Source organism: Streptomyces mauvecolor (assembly GCF_039532965.1).
In the GTDB taxonomy this organism is placed as follows: domain Bacteria; phylum Actinomycetota; class Actinomycetes; order Streptomycetales; family Streptomycetaceae; genus Streptomyces; species Streptomyces violascens.
The window spans coordinates 1-14,552 of the sequence record NZ_BAAASQ010000057.1 but is presented as its reverse complement, the minus strand read 5'-3'; the positions used below and the strand labels follow the sequence as shown (position 1 = coordinate 14,552).

Here is a 14,552-nt window from a genome sequence, read left to right as displayed (position 1 = left end):
GAGACACCACACCCACCACTCCACAACCATCCCAGGGGGGACACGTCCATGGCGGACACCCTGATAGCCGAGAACCCGCGGCTGATCGAAATCCTCGACCGGTTGAGCAGCAAGTCGATCGAGGACTACTACAACCCGTACCAGATGTTCGAGTGGCCGGACGCACTGCCGGAAAACATGTGGTGGATGAGCCCCGAGCTGACGACCACATACGGCACGGAGATCGCCGAGGAACTCACCGAGGAAGAGCTCCTGCGGCTCTCCAAGTTCGAGAGCGTGAATTTCTACAGCCTCAACGTGCACGGCATCCGCGAGCTCCTGATCGAGGTCACCCAGCGCATCCACACCGACGACTTCGCCCGGCCCTCGGAGTTCTTCCACCACTTCATCGGTGAGGAGAACGAACACATGTGGTTCTTCGCCGAGTTCTGCCAGCGCTACGGGAAGAAGATCTACAAGCAGCTACGCGGCGGCGCCGAGACCGTACCTCCAGGAAATGCGGCCAGCCTGCTGGTCTTCGCCCGGATCCTGATCTTCGAGGAGCTGGTCGACCACTTCAACCTCCGGATGGCCGACGACGACCGGCTGAACGAGACCATCCGCCACATCAACCGCATCCACCACCAGGACGAATCCCGGCACATCGCCTTCGGCCGGGAGCTGGTCAAGGTGCTCTTCGAGGCCTTCCGTGCGCGGGCCACTCCGCAGGAGCTGACGGCAGTCAGTGACTATCTGAAGCGGTATCTCACCTACAGCTTCGAGACGCTCTACAACCCGCAGGTCTACCGGGACGCCGGCTTGGACAAGCCGCTGGAGATCCGGCGGCGGCTCCTGGAGGGGCCGCGGCGACGCGAGTTCGAGGCGCAGGTCTACCGCAAGACGCTGCCCTATCTGACCCGGACCGGCCTGATCCAGGACGGGCCGGTCGGCGAAGGGGCGGCGAAGTGACCGCCGAGGCGGCCGAGTCCGCAGTCGGCGGCAGCCGCATCGCCGGGGGCCTGGCCCTCCTCGGCCCCAAGGAGACCGCCCTGCTGCGGCTGCTGGACGACGCCTTCCGCGACTGGGGGGCGGCGGAGGGAGCCATGGAGATCTCCGCGCCGCCTCTCTACCCGGTGCAGCAGCTGGCGGATCTGGACGTGTACGTCAACTTCCCGCAGCTCGCGCTGGTCGTCGGGGGGCTCCAGACCCCGGGCAACGGACCGGTTGAGGGCCGCTTCGCGCCGGATCAGCTGGCCGCGCCGAGTCTCGGCCTCTCGCATGCGACCTGCTTCGCCGTCTACCGCTACCTGCAGGACCGGCAGGTAGCCCCGGACACCTTGGTGACCCTGGTCAACCGGTGCTTCCGCCGAGAGGACCACTTCGACGGGCTTCGCCGACTGCTCAGTTTCCAGATGCGGGAGATCGTCGCGGTCGGCACCTTCGAGCACACCCAGGAGGTGATCGCCCGCTACCGGGAGCGGATCGAGGCCCTCCTCGGGCTGCTCGGTCTGGAGGTGGTGGTGGAGGCGGCCACCGACCCGTTCTTCCAGGGCGGGGCGCGCGCCCTGCTGCAGCGGATGGCGCCGGTCAAGTACGAGTTCCAGGTCGACGGCCTCGCGATCGCCTCGGTCAACACCCACCGCAACTTCTTCGGCGAACGCTGCCGGATCAGCTACGGCGAGGAGCGCACGACCGCGTTCACCGGCTGCGTCGCCTTCGGGCTGGAGCGCTGGCTTGCCGTGCTGATCGACCGCCACGGCAGCGCCGACAAGGCCCGTACGACCGTCGAGCAGGTGCTCCATGAGCTCGGCCCCGCTTAGCCCGGCCCCCCGGGTCGCGGTGGACCTCGTGCTGCTCTCGCGGGCCGAGGAACTGCTGGCGCCGCAGCGGCGGCCGGTGCTGGAGCGCATGCTCGGCCCCGGGGAGCTTGCGGGCTGCACCCGGCAGGGCCGCCTGGACGCGAGCGCCGTGGCCGGGGTGCTCGCCGTCAAGGAGGCGGTCTTCAAGCTGTTCCACGTACGCGACCGGCCGGTCCCCTGGCGCTCCATCGAGGTGGCGAGCGGCCCCGGCAGTTGGCCGGAGGTTCATCTTCGGGGGGCGGCCGCGCAGTTGGCCGGGGCCGCCCGGCTGGATTCCGAGATATCCGTCAGCCTGGCCCACGACGGCGGATACGCCGTCGCGGTCGCAGCGGCTGTCCACACCGCAGAAGGGTATTCCCAATGACCGAACAGATCGCACAGGAAACGACCGCACAGGGCATCGGCGTCATCGAGCAGTGGATTCTCGCCAAGCACGAGAACCGCACCGATATCGCCCCGGACGAGGACCTCATAGAGAACCGCCTGGTCGACTCGCTCTCCTTCGTCGAATTCGTCTTCCTCATCGCGGAGACCAGCGGCCAGGAGATCGATATGGACAACCTCGACCTCGCCGACGTCCGAACCCTGGCCGCCATCGAGAAGCGATTTCTTCCCCATTGACCAGCCATTCCCACCGATCCGACCACTGCGCCGAGGAGTGGAGTCTCGCCGAGCACGAGAACCACACCGACTTCACCCCGGACGAGAAAGAGAATTCATGGACGACATTTCCTATACCGCCCAGTGGACCGCGGCCGCCCGTGCGCTGGAGACCGAACGCGCGGACGGCCTGTTCCGCGACCCGTTCGCCCGGGCGCTCGCCGAGCCCCGCGGCTTCGAGCTCCTTGAGCGCTACCAGGGCGCCGCGGTGAGCGACTTCATCGCCGTCCGCACCCGGTACATGGACGACGCCCTCACCCGGCTGTTGGCCGATACCGGCCATCGCCAAGTGGTGCAGCTGGCGGGCGGCATGGACGTGCGCACCCACCGTCTGGAGTGGCCCGCGGACGCCATCGTCTACGAGGTCGACCACGGCGCGCTGATCGACGAGAAGGAGGCCCGACTGGCGGCGCTCGGCGCGGAGCCGAAAGTGCCGACCGTGCCGGTCCGGGCCGACCTGGCCGGAGACTGGCCCACCGCGCTGGCCGCGGCCGGCTTCGACCCCGCACGGCCCACCCTGTGGGTCGCCGAGGGACTGGTCTTCTTCCTCACTGAGCAGCAGGTCGGGGGGCTCTTGGAGACGGTGGCCGGCGCCGCCCCGGCGGGCAGTCGGCTGGTCGTCGACATGACCAGCGCCACCCTGCTGCGGCACCCGCTCACCCAGCCCTTCCTGCGCACGCTGCGCGAGGACGGCACGCCCTGGCAGTTCGGTACCGACGAGCCGGAGAAGTTCCTGGCCGGGCACGGCTGGAGCGTGGAGGACCTGCGGCAGCCCGGCGAGCCGGGAGCCGGGGAGGGCCGCTGGCCGTATCCGGTCACCGCCCGTGAGGTGCGCGGCGTCCCACGCAACTGGCTGCTCAGCGCCGTCACTTGGGCGTAGCCGACCTGCTGGAGGAGGTAGAAATACCTCCAACCACTGCACCCACCACTTTGGAGGTCGTACCGCCGTGGCGGACAACGACACAGCCGCAGACGCCCAGACCCGCTCGGCAGAGGAGCAGAGCGAGACGCCGCCGGCGCTGCCCTGGCGCGCACGGACCGCAATGCTCTCGCTCGGGGCGTTCGTGGTCGGCACCGACGGCTTCATCATCGTCGGCCTGCTCCCCGAGATCCGCAGCACGCTGCACGTCAGCACCGGCGCGGCCGGCCAGCTGGTCAGTGTTTTCTCCCTGGCGTACGCGCTGTTGGGGCCGGTGCTCGCGGCGATCACCGGAAAGTTACCCCGGCGCCGGGTGCTGGTGGCAGGGGTGGCGCTCCTGGCCGTCGGCAACGCGGTGACCGCATCGGCGCACGCCTACGGCCTTGTACTCGGCTCCCGCGTGCTGGCCGGGGCCGGGGCGGCGCTGTACATGGCGAGCGCGGTGGCCACCGCCTCGCATCTGGCAGGGGAGGCACGGCGGGGCCGGGCGATCGCCATGGTGACCGCCGGGGCGACGCTCGCGCTCGTGCTGGGTGCGCCGCTGGGCACCCTGATCGGCGGCGCCTGGGGCTGGCAGGCTGCGATCTGGTTCGTGGCCGCGGTCGGCGCCGCCGTGGCGGCCGTGCTCGCCGTGCTGCTGCCGCCGGTGCAACTGGACGCGGGCGCGACGCTGCGGCAGCGGATCGCGCCGCTGGCCGACGGGCAGGTGCTACGGATCCTGGTGGTCACCCTGGTCGCCTTCGTCGGGGTCTTCCTGCCCTTCACTTACATGAGCGCGGTCTTCGAGCCGGCCCTGGGCGGCGACCCGCAGTCCCGGCTCGCGCTACTGCTGCTGGTCTTCGGTATCGCCGCCACCGGCGGCAACTTGGGCGCCGGGGCCCTGGCGGACCGCTACGACCCGCGACGAGTGGTGATCGGCGCCACGGTCGGCATCGCCGTGGTTTGCGTGCTGATGATGGCCGTCCGGGAGACCTTCCCCCTCGTCGTGGTCGCGATGGCGCTCAGCGGCGTCGTCTCGTACTCGGTCATCGGGCCGCAGCAGCACCGGATCATCGGCCAGGCCCCGCCCGGCGGTGCGCCGCTGGTCGCCTCGCTGAACACGTCCGCCGCCTATCTCGGCAACTTCCTCTCCAGCGCCCTCGGCGCTCTCCTCCTCACCCGCTCCGCGGCCCTGGTGCTGCCGGTTGCCGCAGGCTTCGCCGCAGGGGCAGCGCTCCTCACCTGGCTGCTCCCCACCCGCGGCGCACCCAACGAGTCTTGAAAGAACGGGGAATCACGTGAGCTTGACAAAACGCAGCGTCGACGTCGCCGGGATACCGGTGGGCTACTACGAAGACGGCCCGAGCGCCGGGGCCGTGCCACCGATCGCCCTCGTGCACGGCGGCACCGGGCACCCGGAGACCAGCTTCGCCGGGCTGCTGGAGGCCTTCACTCCGGACCGGCCGGTGCTCGTGCCCGGCTACTCGGGCAGTGACCTGACCCCGCTCCCCGAGGACGGCAAGGTTGACGTGGACCTCCTGGCCGACCAGGTGCTGGGCGTGATCCGGGCCTCCGGAAAGGGCCCGGCGGACCTCTTCGGGATCTCCACCGGCGCCGTGGTGGCCGCGGCCGCAGCCGCCCGGGCGCCAGAGCTGGTCCGCCGAATGGTGCTCCTCGGCGGCTTCCTGCACTACCGCCACCCCTGGCAGCGGCTGCTCGTACGGACCTGGCGCAAGCTCGCCGAGCTGGACGCCAACGCCTTCGCCGAGTACACGCTCCTGCACGTCCTCTCCGACCGTTTCCTGGACTCCATGAGCCCGGTCGAGCGGCTGCGGCTGCGCTCCGGGCTGGCGCCCACCCAGGGCATGGTGGAACTCGTCGACTTCGTCAGCCGGGTGGACATCACCGAGCACGTGACGAAGATCGAGGCGCCCACCCTCGTGCTCGGGATGACCCACGACCAGCTCGTCCCCGTACGGTATGCGCGGGAGTTCCGGGCAGCGATCCCCGGCGCCGACTACGTCGAGCTGGACTCCGGGCACGCGGCAGCGATCGAGGTGCCGGAGGAGTTGCTCAAGACCATCAACGCATTCCTTGCATAGCGCCCGCTGGGCCCGCCGGGCCTGCGTCGGCCCGCTCCGGGAGCGCCGCGGCCCCTTGGGGCGTGCCGAGCCGCCGCGGGCCGGGCAACAGCGAGGGCGGCGGCGTCCGGTGCCCGCCGGGCGCGCCGTGCAGGTCCGGCACCAGCCCGGTCTGTGCCGCCAGCACCCCTGCCTGGAAGCGGCTGCACACCCCGAGTTGGTCCATCAGCGCGGCGACATGGCGTCGGAACGTCCGCTCTGACATACCCAGCCGACGGGCGATGACCTCGTCCTTCCGGCCGGTCGCGAGGAGCTCCAGGATGGCGTCCTGGACGGCGCCGAAGGCCTCGCCGTAGCCGACCGTGCCGTCCGCCAACTCGACACCGGACTCCCAGGTGCTGTCGTACACCCGGTCCAGGACCGCCACCATCGCGGAGTCCTGGACCAGGGTCGCCGTCGGCTCTCCGGCGGGGGGAAAGACGAAGGCCACGGACCGGTCGAACAGCAGCAGCTTCTCCGGCGGGGCGGGCGCGGTGCGCACAAGCGCCCCGTCGGCCGCGACGCCGCCGAGCTGGGCCCGCGCCCTCGGGTGGGCCCGCAGGGTGTGCGGCGCGACCACCCGCACCGCGGCCCCGCGGCGCAGCAGCGTGCCCAGGACGGGTCCGACCAGTCCCAGCGGGCAAGCCTCCACGACCTCGCCCAGGGCGCCGTCGCCGGAGAGCATCAGCAGCGCCTCGCCCTCGCAGCGCGCTGCGGCCTCGGCCAGCCGGTGGCGCAGCTCATCCCCACCCCGCAGGGTCACCGCGCCGCCGCTGGACTCGTGCCGCAGCCCGGAGCGCTGCACCATGTCGAAGACGTCTCCGAAGTGCTTGAGCCGTGCCTGGAACTCGGAGAGTGCGAGCCGCCGTTCGCAGATCTCCCGCTCCATTGGCTCGATCAGCTCCGCGTGCGCCCGGCTCGGGCCGGTGCCGACGACCGGCCCCTCCTCCGGGTTGGAGACCAGCCGCAGCTCGGCCAGCTGCCACAGGATGCGCTCGGCCTGGTAGCGCGGGACATCGAACTGCTTCTGAACGTCCTCCGCCGTGGCCGAGGGCTGCTGCAGGATCCAGGCGTAGACGTCGGCGGCGAACTTCCCATCGAGGCTCATGGGCGGATCTCACTTCGGTGCTCTGGACGCTGTACGGGGCAGGGTGCGGTAGCGATCACGCCGACATCGCGGGTGCGGACGGCGGGTCGGGCACCAAGGGGCGGCCTGGCGGCCTCCGCAGCATTTTCCGCGCCGTCGGGGAACTCGCTCCCCCATGCCTGATCAACGATCGTCTTCGTCGGCACCAGACGTCGCCCGCTGACCAGGATCGTGGCCGGCAACGCACGTTGAAGGGTTCTTTCGGGGCGGACTGTGCACTCCACGGACTGGATCTCCGTCATTCCAAGAATCTGAAACTTCAGCATCACGGCTCCGAATGGAAGAAGGGCTGTGGGGCGCTCCTCGACTGGGGGAGCTGCTCGGCGGAGAGCGGACGGCACTGTGCGCTCTCACTCAAGAGGACATGACAGTCACTGTGTTGAGGCGGCGGGAGGGCAGGGCCGACGGTGGGGGGACAGCCACTCGGATACTCGGCGGCGGGGGGACTCGCTCTGCTGCGTTCTGCAGCTCACGATGGCTCGTGAAAGAACCTTGTCATCAACCGGACTTGACCAAGGTGACGAGCCGGCGACTTTGGCCGAGAGACTGAGCTCGGCGAGGAGGACAGTGGCCTCGGGGTGCCACCGAGCCTTCCTCGCGGCCCCGGGCCAGCCGCACGCAAGGCGCTCAACACATCGCACACGACGGCATGTCACCGGGCTGTCGGCCGACGGCAGCGAAACGGCGCCTTGAACCCACGACATCCTCGTCGCGCTGGGAAACAGGCACCTGATTTGCCATTTCCCCGTGTGCTGGTGCACAGGATGGCAGATCAGTTCCCTTTCGACGATAGCAGCGCAAAGGTCCCCCGTTTCCGACGCAACGCACACTGCCCGTAAGGCACTGCGACTAAACCGGATCAGCCTGGCGCGACGGCCTCAACTTGACTGAGTCCAAAGGGCTCCGGCGTCTGCCGCACGCCATGACGGACCGCGTTCGACCTGACATTTACTCATCTGACCGAGGAACAGGGACCAGGACCTCTCGCGGTGTGCACGAAGTCATCGGTTCCTGCCTTATCTCACTAGTCAGCTACGAACTGTCTGATATTCAAGGTTCCACCAATCGGCGACGCTAGGTCAGCGGTCGATGTCATGTCAACGCATCAACTTCAGCGGACGGTAGAACTTGTCGTGAAACAGTCGGCCTCCCTTGCTCCACCTCACCTTCTCCACCTGGCGTTTCGGGGACAATGCAGGCACGAGGAGCTCACTCGCACGCCCCGCACATCTGCACCTCGGAGCCGGGACTGGCTTGATCACATCCAGACGTATTCACGCCAGCGGGGGCGAGATCTTGTCATCGTCAGCGAGATCAAATGGCCGCTTGCCAGGTGAGGTTGATCGTGGCAGTAATAGGGAAGCGCTTCCAGATGTTCGATAGCGCCTCAAGTGCACGATTTCTCCAGCTAAGGACGATGCATGAGCAGCAGATCAGCACCCCATGAGCCGAGTCGACGCCTGCTGAACCAGCTCGATGAGCGACTCCAGACGCTGATTGCCACCATCTATCCGGACGAGCGCAAACGCCCTGGCTACGCGAAGCTGGCTGAGGACATACGCGCGACGACGGGAGGCTCGATCTCGGGTACGTACCTGTGGGAGCTTGCTACCGGCAAAAAGCGCAACGTAACTCTGCAGCAGTTGGGAGTGCTCGCCGAGTACTTTGGCGTTCCGCCGGAATACTTCCTCAATGACGAGGTGGCCAAACGCGTCAGTGATCAGCTGGCGCTGGCCGCAGCCTTGCGCGATACGAGGATCCGCAATATCGCACTCCGGGCTGAAGGGCTCTCCCCTGCCAGTCTCGACGCCCTACTTGCCATGGTGAACGCCGCGCGCCAGGTGCAGAACCTGACGGATACGCATGACCGTGAAGGGCGAAGCGGGGCGAATGGTTAGGACATCGAATGTCGCCAACGAATTCCAGGGCTCATGAAATGCAGTCCAGTTGGCATTCGCCTGCACGCCTACCGCCGCTGCCCGAGAAGGAGCGTAACGGAATTAATCATGCCGTACGGACACTTCGCCCTGCGTCGACGCTGCCAATCAAAGCTGAAACAGTTCAGTCTTCCCTACCCATTCTCCATGCCGGCGCTCCTGCACCATCTGGCAGACCTGCGCGGGAGATCCCTGTACCTTCACCCGTTGCCACCAAACGCGGCCATTTCGGGAGCCTGCGGCCTGCTGCTCGAAACTGCGACCGATGACCACATCTTTTACGAACAGCGAACGGCTCGGCTCCATCAAGAGCACATCATCCTGCACGAAGTCGGCCATCTTCTCTTTGGCCATCAGACAGTCAGTATCGAGAACGACGCAGACCGCAACATGCTGCTTCCCGATCTCGATCCGCGATTGATTCAGCGTCTGCTCGCACGCACAAACTACGGTACACGCCAGGAGCGGGAAGCCGAGATGCTGGCCAGCTTGATACGCATGAGCGCGGAACAGCCCGGAGGGACGCAACCAGGCGACACTCTTGGACGGCTGGAAGCGGCATTGGGCGTGAGTGGCCGACATGACGGCTGAGCTCGAATATCTCGGAAAGTGGCTGAGCGAACCCAGCGTCATTGTCCTGTGCGTGGCCGTACTTCTCCGCGCACCCGCCGCAGTCCGCTGTCAACAGCAGCGCGGCATCTGGCTCGCAACTGCCTCCGCAGCATTGGCGATGCTACTGAACCTGCCGTCTCTGACCGCCTTCGCCCTTCACCATGGCATCTTGCCCCACTGCATCCCGTTGGCGAAGAACCTTCTCGGCGTCATATCCGCGGATGCCGTTCTCTACTTCATTGCGTCCTCTACCACCAGCAGCCGTCTGCTGACGGCGGTGTTGTGGCTCACCACTTTCTCCGTGACTCCGACCCTCCTAATGTTGACCATAGTTGCGGACCATGGCCCACAGCCCGGAATCCCTGATACCTCCTCCCCCCTCCCCTCACTTGCCTATTGGCTCATTCTGATATCAACCCACCTCGTCACCAACACGCTGTGTGTCCATGTGTGTTGGCAGTACGGTGGGCGCGCAAAAACTCCGCTGCTCGCTGCGAGTCTGCGGCTGTTCGCCCTGGGCACAGGCTTCGCCGGCCTCTACTGGATCGCACTGCTGATGCATCTCACCATGGGATCCAACTGGCCGCTGCCGTACATGCCACTACTCATGGGTGTGCACGGCCTGTTGCGGGCAGCGGCCATCCTCACTCCCTTATTGCTGGCAGTACAAGGTGCCGTATCGGACATCAAAACTGCCTGGAATCTGTGGCCTCTGTGGCGCGACCTGGTGAAGTCCGTGCCGCACGTTGCTCTGACCAGCCCCCGTACTCGCGTACGCGACCTTCTCTGGCCCGGAGTGCCTCGCAAACTGATCGTGTACCGCAAGGTCATTGAGGCCCGCGATGCGATCCTGGTCCTCAGCGACTACATGACACCCGGTGTCCTCAGCAGGGCACGGAGCCACCTGGCCGAAGCGGGTACTCCGGTCTCGAACGTGGATGCAGCGGTGCTGGCATGCGTTATCAGAGACGCCCAACAAGCAAAGATCAAAGGGACGTTCCCGCGGCCCCACCAAACCAATCTGTTCATCGGTGGCAGCGGGGATCTCGCGAGCGAGAAGGTGTTCCTGCTGGAGCTGGCACGAGCCTACGACTCGACAGCCGTCCACAGCTTCACGACCAGATGAACACAGGCGCCGCTCCCGGCGTGTCTCCGATGTTCAGCAGGCAAGAGCCCGTCCCGGCCCCCGTAGCACAAGGCAGGAATCTCAGCGACTTCCAGCTCGGGGCTCAAGATGAAAGTCGAACGCTGCAGTACCAGGGTCGAGCGCCGTCACCCCACCGTCCACCGTGAGTACCGCCCCATTGACGAACGACGCGGCGGGTGAGAGCAGCCAGGTGATGGCCTCGGCGACCTCGCGGGGCTCGCCCGGGCGTCCCGCTGGAACCAGCAAGGTAGCTTCCTCGTACGCGGCGTCGACTCCCCCACCCTGGCGTCCTGACTCCGCGGCGAAGCGCGCCATGCGACGGTCGGCCATCTCGGTGCGTACCCAGCTGGGACACACGGTGTTGGCTCGCAGACCTGCACGGCCGTAGTCGACCGCCAGCGACCGGCACAACTGGAGCAGGGCGGCCTTGGATGTGGCATAGGCGGCGTTGCCGGGCCCGTTGCGGAGCGCGGACACCGAGGCCACCGCGACAACCGCGCCACGGACCTTGAGCAAGTGCGGGAGTGCGGCCCGCAGCAGTCGGAAGGGACCCGTCAGGTTGGTCTCAAGTACCAGCTCCCATGTCTCGTCCGACAGGTCCCCCACTGCCCCGCCACGTCCGACGCCCGCGTTCAGGACCAGGCCGTCCAGCCGGCCGTAGGTGGCCACCGTGGTTTCGACCAAGTGCTGGACAGCGTCAGGGTCTGTGACATCGCTGGGGTGGGCCAAGGCCCCGGTCTCGGAGGCGACTTGGTGCAGCGGCTCCGGCCTCCGTCCGGAGATGACGACATGGTTCCCGCCGGCACGCAGCAACCGGGCGGTCTCAGCACCGATACCGGATCCCCCGCCGGTAACGATGAAAACTCGCTCACCTTCCATGGACTTATCTCCTCGCAACTCGGAAAACATGGGACAAGATCCTACGCAAGGCCGTCGAATTCGGCTGACCGGCGCGCATGTTGGTGCAGGTGGATGGCTGGTTGTGCTACTGACTGGAATTGACGATGGCTTGAACACTCCCGAGGCGCGACCGATGAAGACAGGGGCGAGCGGCCATGGCCGCCTGTGAGCGGCTCGGCCAAACGCTGTCCTGAACTTCGCGGTCATGGGGCCTGTCAGGCTGTGCCTCCTGTGGGTCCGTTCAATTCCGGCGTCGGCCCTCCTCGTCAGCACAGATCCAACCCAGGCCTCACCCTGTGCCGTTCGGAAACTCATCGATGCTGCTCGGAGTGGGTCTGGCGCGCCGTCGCGGCCTGCTGGAACCCTGTCCGGGTGATCGTCTCACTGCTGTATCAGGTGGCGCGGAAACTGCTCTCGGTCCCGGCGATGCTGCTGCGCCGGGACTCGGCCAAAGACGCCGAACTGCTGGTGCTGCGGCATGAGAACGCGGTGCTGCGCAGGCAACTCACCGCGCCGGTACGGTACGAACCGGCGGACCGGCCGTGGTTCGCGGCACTGTCCTCGCTGATCCCCCGGAGCCGGTGGGCGAAGGTATTTCCGGTGACGCCCGGGACCCTGCTCGCGTGGCACCGCAGGCTGATCGCCCGGAAGTGGGACTACAGCAAGCGACGGGGCAGGCCCGGCAGGCCGCGGACCGCGCGCGCTGAAGAGGCTGGTGCTGCGGCTGGCCAAGGAGAATCCGCGCTGGGGCTGCCGTCGGCTCCAGGGTGAACTGGTCCGCCTCGGGCATCCGATGGGCACGACGACGGTCTGGGAGATCCTGACGGCGGCGGTCATCGATCCGGCCCCGCGCCGCGGCGGGCCGACGTGGCGTGAGTTCCTGACCGCGCAGGCCGAGGGCGTCATCGCCTGCGACTTCGTGCACATCGATCTGGCCGACCTGCGCCGGGTATACGCGCTGGTGTTCCTCGAGCACGGCACACGCCGACTGCACATCGCCGGGGTGACCGCCCATCCGACGGGTCCCTGGGCGGTACAACAGGCGAGAAACCTCGCCGCCGAGTTGGGCGTCCGGCTCGATTCACTGCGCTTCCTGCTCCGCGACCGGGACGCGAAGTACACCGCGTCCTTCGACGCGGTCTTCGAGGCCGAGGACACGGAAGTCATCAAAACGCCACCCCGTGCTCCGCGGGCGAACGCCCACTGCGAACGGGTCATCGCAACCCTGCGGCGCGAAGTCCTCGACCACCTGCTGATCTGGAACGAGACCCACACCCGGCAGGTCCTCGACGCCTACGCCCGCCACTACAACCGTCATCGCCCACACCAGTCCCGGAAACAGCTACCTCCCCTCGCCCAGGAGCACCCAGTGCCCGTCACCAACCCGACCGCTCACCGGCTCCTGCACACCCGAGTTCTGGGCGGCGTAATCAACGAGTACAGATACGCGGCCTGACCAGCAGCGACCAGTTTCCGAACGGCACAGGCATGAGCAAAGGTGAGCGCAACCGCATCAAGATCCGGGTGCGCACCGCCATGGCCTCCCAGGCCCAGCTCGAAGGCCGCTTCCTCGGCGGACGCCCGCCCTACGGCTACACACTGGAGGACGCGGGCCCGCACCCCAACCCCGCCAAAGCCGCCGACGGCAAACGCCTGCACCGACTCGTACCCGACCACCCCGTCGCGGCAGCCGTCGTACAGCGGATCTTCGCCGAGTACCTGCACGGCATGGGCTACCTGGCCATCGCCACCGGGCTCACCCACGACGCCATCCCCTGCCCATCCGCCCACGACCGCGCCCGCAACCCCCACCGCACCGGCCCCGCCTGGTCCAAGAGCGCCGTCGCCGCCATCCTCGCCAACCCCCGCTACACCGGCCATGAGGTGTGGAACAAACAGCGCAAGGACGAGGTCCTGCTCGACATCGACGACATCACCCTCGGCCACCGCACCAAACAGTCCTGGAACAAGCCCGACCAGTGGATCTGGTCCGCGCAACCCGTCCATGAACCACTCGTCAGCCTGGACGACTTCAAGGCCGCCCAGGCCCAGCGCACCTCACGGCACCAGCAGCGCGACCACCCGCGGCCACCGCGCACCACCACGCACCCCTACGTGCTGCGCGGGCGCATGCTCTGTTCCATCTGCCGCCGCAAGATGCAGGGCAGCTTCAACAACGGCCACCCCCACTACCGCTGCCGCTACGCAGCCGAGTACGCCCACACCACGGCCCTCGATCACCCGCGGACCATCTACGTCCGCGAGGACGCCGTACTCCCCCGGCTCGACGCATGGATCGCCCAGTCCTTCGATCCTGCCCGGCTCGACCGGGCCCTCCGCGAGCTCCAACGCAGTCAGGAAACCACCCTCACCACCGCCCCGCACTTGAAGTCGCCCGCATCACCATCGCCGACTGCGACCGCCGCATCGCCCACTACCGCGCAGCCCTCGACCGCGGCACCGACCCCGAACTCATCACCGGATGGATCACCCAGACCCAAACCGAGAAAGCAGCCGCACAACGACAGCTCAACGAAACCGACCAGGCCCAGCGCACCGTGCTCACCGAGGACCAGATCCACGAGCTGATCGAACAGCTCGGCGCCATCCACTCCGCCCTCGCAACCGCCGCCCCCGAGGACAAACAGCAGCTCTACCTAGCCCTCGGCCTCAAGCTGACCTACTACGCAAAAGAGCGGATCGTGACCGTTGAGTCACAACCCGCTCTTCTATGTGCGTATAGCCAGTGTCCGAGGGGGAACACGGGCCATAGGCACACGCCGCTGGTCAGCGGCGAAATCACGCTCGCGCGATGAGCCAAGGTCTTCATGCGGCGCCCGATACCCCACGGGCAGTAACGCCGCTCACTCTACTCAAGCTGGGCGGCGACCGGCATCCCCCAATCCAGTGAGGCTCTAGGCCGACACCCACATGCTGGCCTTCAAAACCCAGTCAGCTTTGAAGGCCGGATCACGACGCCACTCAGCCCCGAGAGCACAGCAGCGTCCGTGTAACACGACATGCACAGCCTCAAGAACGGGGCTGTTACGTCTTGCGGAGGTGGAATGTCAGGGACAGGGGTTCGTCTGTGAAAGGCTCGCCGTATGCCGCGTCGGCCTCGCCGGTTGCGTAGTCGGTGGCCAGGACTTCGTCCGCGATCAGGTCCGCGTGGGTTGTCAGGGCTGAGGTGACTTCGGGGTTTGTGGACTGCCAGCGGACCGCGATGCGGTCGGCCACATCGAGCCCGCTGTTCTTGCGGGCCTCCTGGATCAGCCGGATCGCGTCACGGGCCA

The 14,552-nt window shown here is 67.3% G+C and carries 15 protein-coding genes and 1 pseudogene; 13 read left to right on the top strand and 3 right to left on the bottom strand.

All coding sequences use genetic code 11. From position 1 onward, the window contains the following. Nucleotides 1-48 precede the first annotated feature (48 nt). From ABD346_RS38015 to ABD346_RS37985, 7 genes are all read left to right on the top strand, one after another. Entirely contained in the window at nt 49-948 is a 900-nt protein-coding gene (locus tag ABD346_RS38015) for a diiron oxygenase (RefSeq protein ID WP_344380888.1), read from the top strand. Continuing rightward, nucleotides 945-1,799 (top strand): aminoacyl--tRNA ligase-related protein, encoded by an 855-nt coding sequence (locus ABD346_RS38010; RefSeq protein WP_344380887.1) that lies wholly within the window; start codon nt 945-947, stop codon nt 1,797-1,799. Before ABD346_RS38015 ends, ABD346_RS38010 begins: the two co-directional genes overlap by 4 nt. Continuing rightward, nucleotides 1,780-2,202, top strand: coding sequence for a 4'-phosphopantetheinyl transferase superfamily protein (locus tag ABD346_RS38005; protein ID WP_344380886.1), 423 nt, complete (start codon nt 1,780-1,782; stop codon nt 2,200-2,202). The genes ABD346_RS38010 and ABD346_RS38005 overlap by 20 nt, the downstream gene beginning before the upstream one ends. Then, nucleotides 2,199-2,459 carry a phosphopantetheine-binding protein gene (locus ABD346_RS38000; protein WP_344380885.1) on the top strand — a complete coding sequence of 87 codons (261 nt, stop codon included), beginning with the start codon at nt 2,199-2,201 and terminating at the stop codon, nt 2,457-2,459. The genes ABD346_RS38005 and ABD346_RS38000 overlap by 4 nt, the downstream gene beginning before the upstream one ends. Before the next feature lie 97 nt (nt 2,460-2,556). Then, a complete protein-coding gene (locus ABD346_RS37995; RefSeq protein ID WP_344380884.1) occupies nt 2,557-3,378 on the top strand; it encodes a class I SAM-dependent methyltransferase in 822 nt (273 codons plus the stop codon). A gap of 67 nt (nt 3,379-3,445) precedes the next feature. Further along, nucleotides 3,446-4,678, top strand: coding sequence for an MFS transporter (locus ABD346_RS37990; RefSeq protein ID WP_344380883.1), 1,233 nt, complete (start codon nt 3,446-3,448; stop codon nt 4,676-4,678). Between the two features lie 16 nt (nt 4,679-4,694). After that, the gene (locus ABD346_RS37985; protein ID WP_344380882.1) at nt 4,695-5,498 is read left to right on the top strand and encodes an alpha/beta fold hydrolase; all 804 of its coding nucleotides are present in this window, start codon (nt 4,695-4,697) and stop codon (nt 5,496-5,498) included. Here ABD346_RS37985 and ABD346_RS37980 read toward each other — a convergent pair. After that, nucleotides 5,479-6,624: a helix-turn-helix transcriptional regulator gene (locus tag ABD346_RS37980; RefSeq protein ID WP_344380881.1), complete on the bottom strand. Its 1,146-nt coding sequence runs from the start codon at nt 6,622-6,624 to the stop codon at nt 5,479-5,481. The two genes, ABD346_RS37985 and ABD346_RS37980, sit on opposite strands and share 20 nt — an antisense overlap. Before the next feature lie 1,460 nt (nt 6,625-8,084). Between ABD346_RS37980 and ABD346_RS37975 the strand changes: the two genes are divergently transcribed. From ABD346_RS37975 to ABD346_RS37965, 3 genes are all read left to right on the top strand, one after another. Beyond that, on the top strand, nt 8,085-8,561 hold the full coding sequence (locus ABD346_RS37975; protein WP_344380880.1) for a hypothetical protein: 477 nt from the start codon (nt 8,085-8,087) through the stop codon (nt 8,559-8,561). Between the two features lie 108 nt (nt 8,562-8,669). Beyond that, nucleotides 8,670-9,191, top strand: a complete 522-nt coding sequence (locus ABD346_RS37970; RefSeq protein WP_344380879.1) for a hypothetical protein — start codon at nt 8,670-8,672, stop codon at nt 9,189-9,191. Further along, nucleotides 9,181-10,338 carry an MAB_1171c family putative transporter gene (locus ABD346_RS37965; protein WP_344380878.1) on the top strand — a complete coding sequence of 386 codons (1,158 nt, stop codon included), beginning with the start codon at nt 9,181-9,183 and terminating at the stop codon, nt 10,336-10,338. Before ABD346_RS37970 ends, ABD346_RS37965 begins: the two co-directional genes overlap by 11 nt. Before the next feature lie 81 nt (nt 10,339-10,419). Here the strand turns inward: ABD346_RS37965 and ABD346_RS37960 are convergent, their stop codons facing one another. Next, a complete protein-coding gene (locus tag ABD346_RS37960) occupies nt 10,420-11,238 on the bottom strand; it encodes an SDR family NAD(P)-dependent oxidoreductase (RefSeq protein WP_344380877.1) in 819 nt (272 codons plus the stop codon). A gap of 393 nt (nt 11,239-11,631) precedes the next feature. Between ABD346_RS37960 and ABD346_RS37955 the strand changes: the two are divergent. The 3 genes and pseudogenes from ABD346_RS37955 to ABD346_RS37945 all read left to right on the top strand — a co-directional run bounded on the left by ABD346_RS37955 (nt 11,632) and on the right by ABD346_RS37945 (nt 14,075). Further along, a pseudogene (locus ABD346_RS37955) lies at nt 11,632-12,715 on the top strand (integrase core domain-containing protein). A 32-nt stretch (nt 12,716-12,747) separates the two neighbouring features. Continuing rightward, nucleotides 12,748-13,848 (top strand): recombinase family protein, encoded by a 1,101-nt coding sequence (locus tag ABD346_RS37950; RefSeq protein ID WP_344380876.1) that lies wholly within the window; start codon nt 12,748-12,750, stop codon nt 13,846-13,848. Then, the gene (locus ABD346_RS37945) at nt 13,818-14,075 is read left to right on the top strand and encodes a hypothetical protein (RefSeq protein ID WP_344380875.1); all 258 of its coding nucleotides are present in this window, start codon (nt 13,818-13,820) and stop codon (nt 14,073-14,075) included. Before ABD346_RS37950 ends, ABD346_RS37945 begins: the two co-directional genes overlap by 31 nt. A 229-nt stretch (nt 14,076-14,304) precedes the next feature. Here ABD346_RS37945 and ABD346_RS37940 read toward each other — a convergent pair. After that, a partial coding sequence (locus ABD346_RS37940) for a DUF5915 domain-containing protein (protein WP_344380874.1) occupies nt 14,305-14,552 on the bottom strand: 248 nt, incomplete at its 5' end.

Coding starts and splice junctions, on each gene's coding strand:
- ABD346_RS37965 (WP_344380878.1), top strand. CDS start 9,181: ATGACGGCTGAGCTCGAATATCTCGGAAAGTGGCTGAGCGAACCCAGC.
- ABD346_RS38015 (WP_344380888.1), top strand. CDS start 49: ATGGCGGACACCCTGATAGCCGAGAACCCGCGGCTGATCGAAATCCTC.
- ABD346_RS37995 (WP_344380884.1), top strand. CDS start 2,557: ATGGACGACATTTCCTATACCGCCCAGTGGACCGCGGCCGCCCGTGCG.
- ABD346_RS37950 (WP_344380876.1), top strand. CDS start 12,748: ATGAGCAAAGGTGAGCGCAACCGCATCAAGATCCGGGTGCGCACCGCC.
- ABD346_RS37980 (WP_344380881.1), bottom strand. CDS start 6,624: ATGAGCCTCGATGGGAAGTTCGCCGCCGACGTCTACGCCTGGATCCTG.
- ABD346_RS38005 (WP_344380886.1), top strand. CDS start 1,780: ATGAGCTCGGCCCCGCTTAGCCCGGCCCCCCGGGTCGCGGTGGACCTC.
- ABD346_RS37975 (WP_344380880.1), top strand. CDS start 8,085: ATGAGCAGCAGATCAGCACCCCATGAGCCGAGTCGACGCCTGCTGAAC.
- ABD346_RS37970 (WP_344380879.1), top strand. CDS start 8,670: ATGCCGTACGGACACTTCGCCCTGCGTCGACGCTGCCAATCAAAGCTG.
- ABD346_RS38000 (WP_344380885.1), top strand. CDS start 2,199: ATGACCGAACAGATCGCACAGGAAACGACCGCACAGGGCATCGGCGTC.
- ABD346_RS37960 (WP_344380877.1), bottom strand. CDS start 11,238: ATGGAAGGTGAGCGAGTTTTCATCGTTACCGGCGGGGGATCCGGTATC.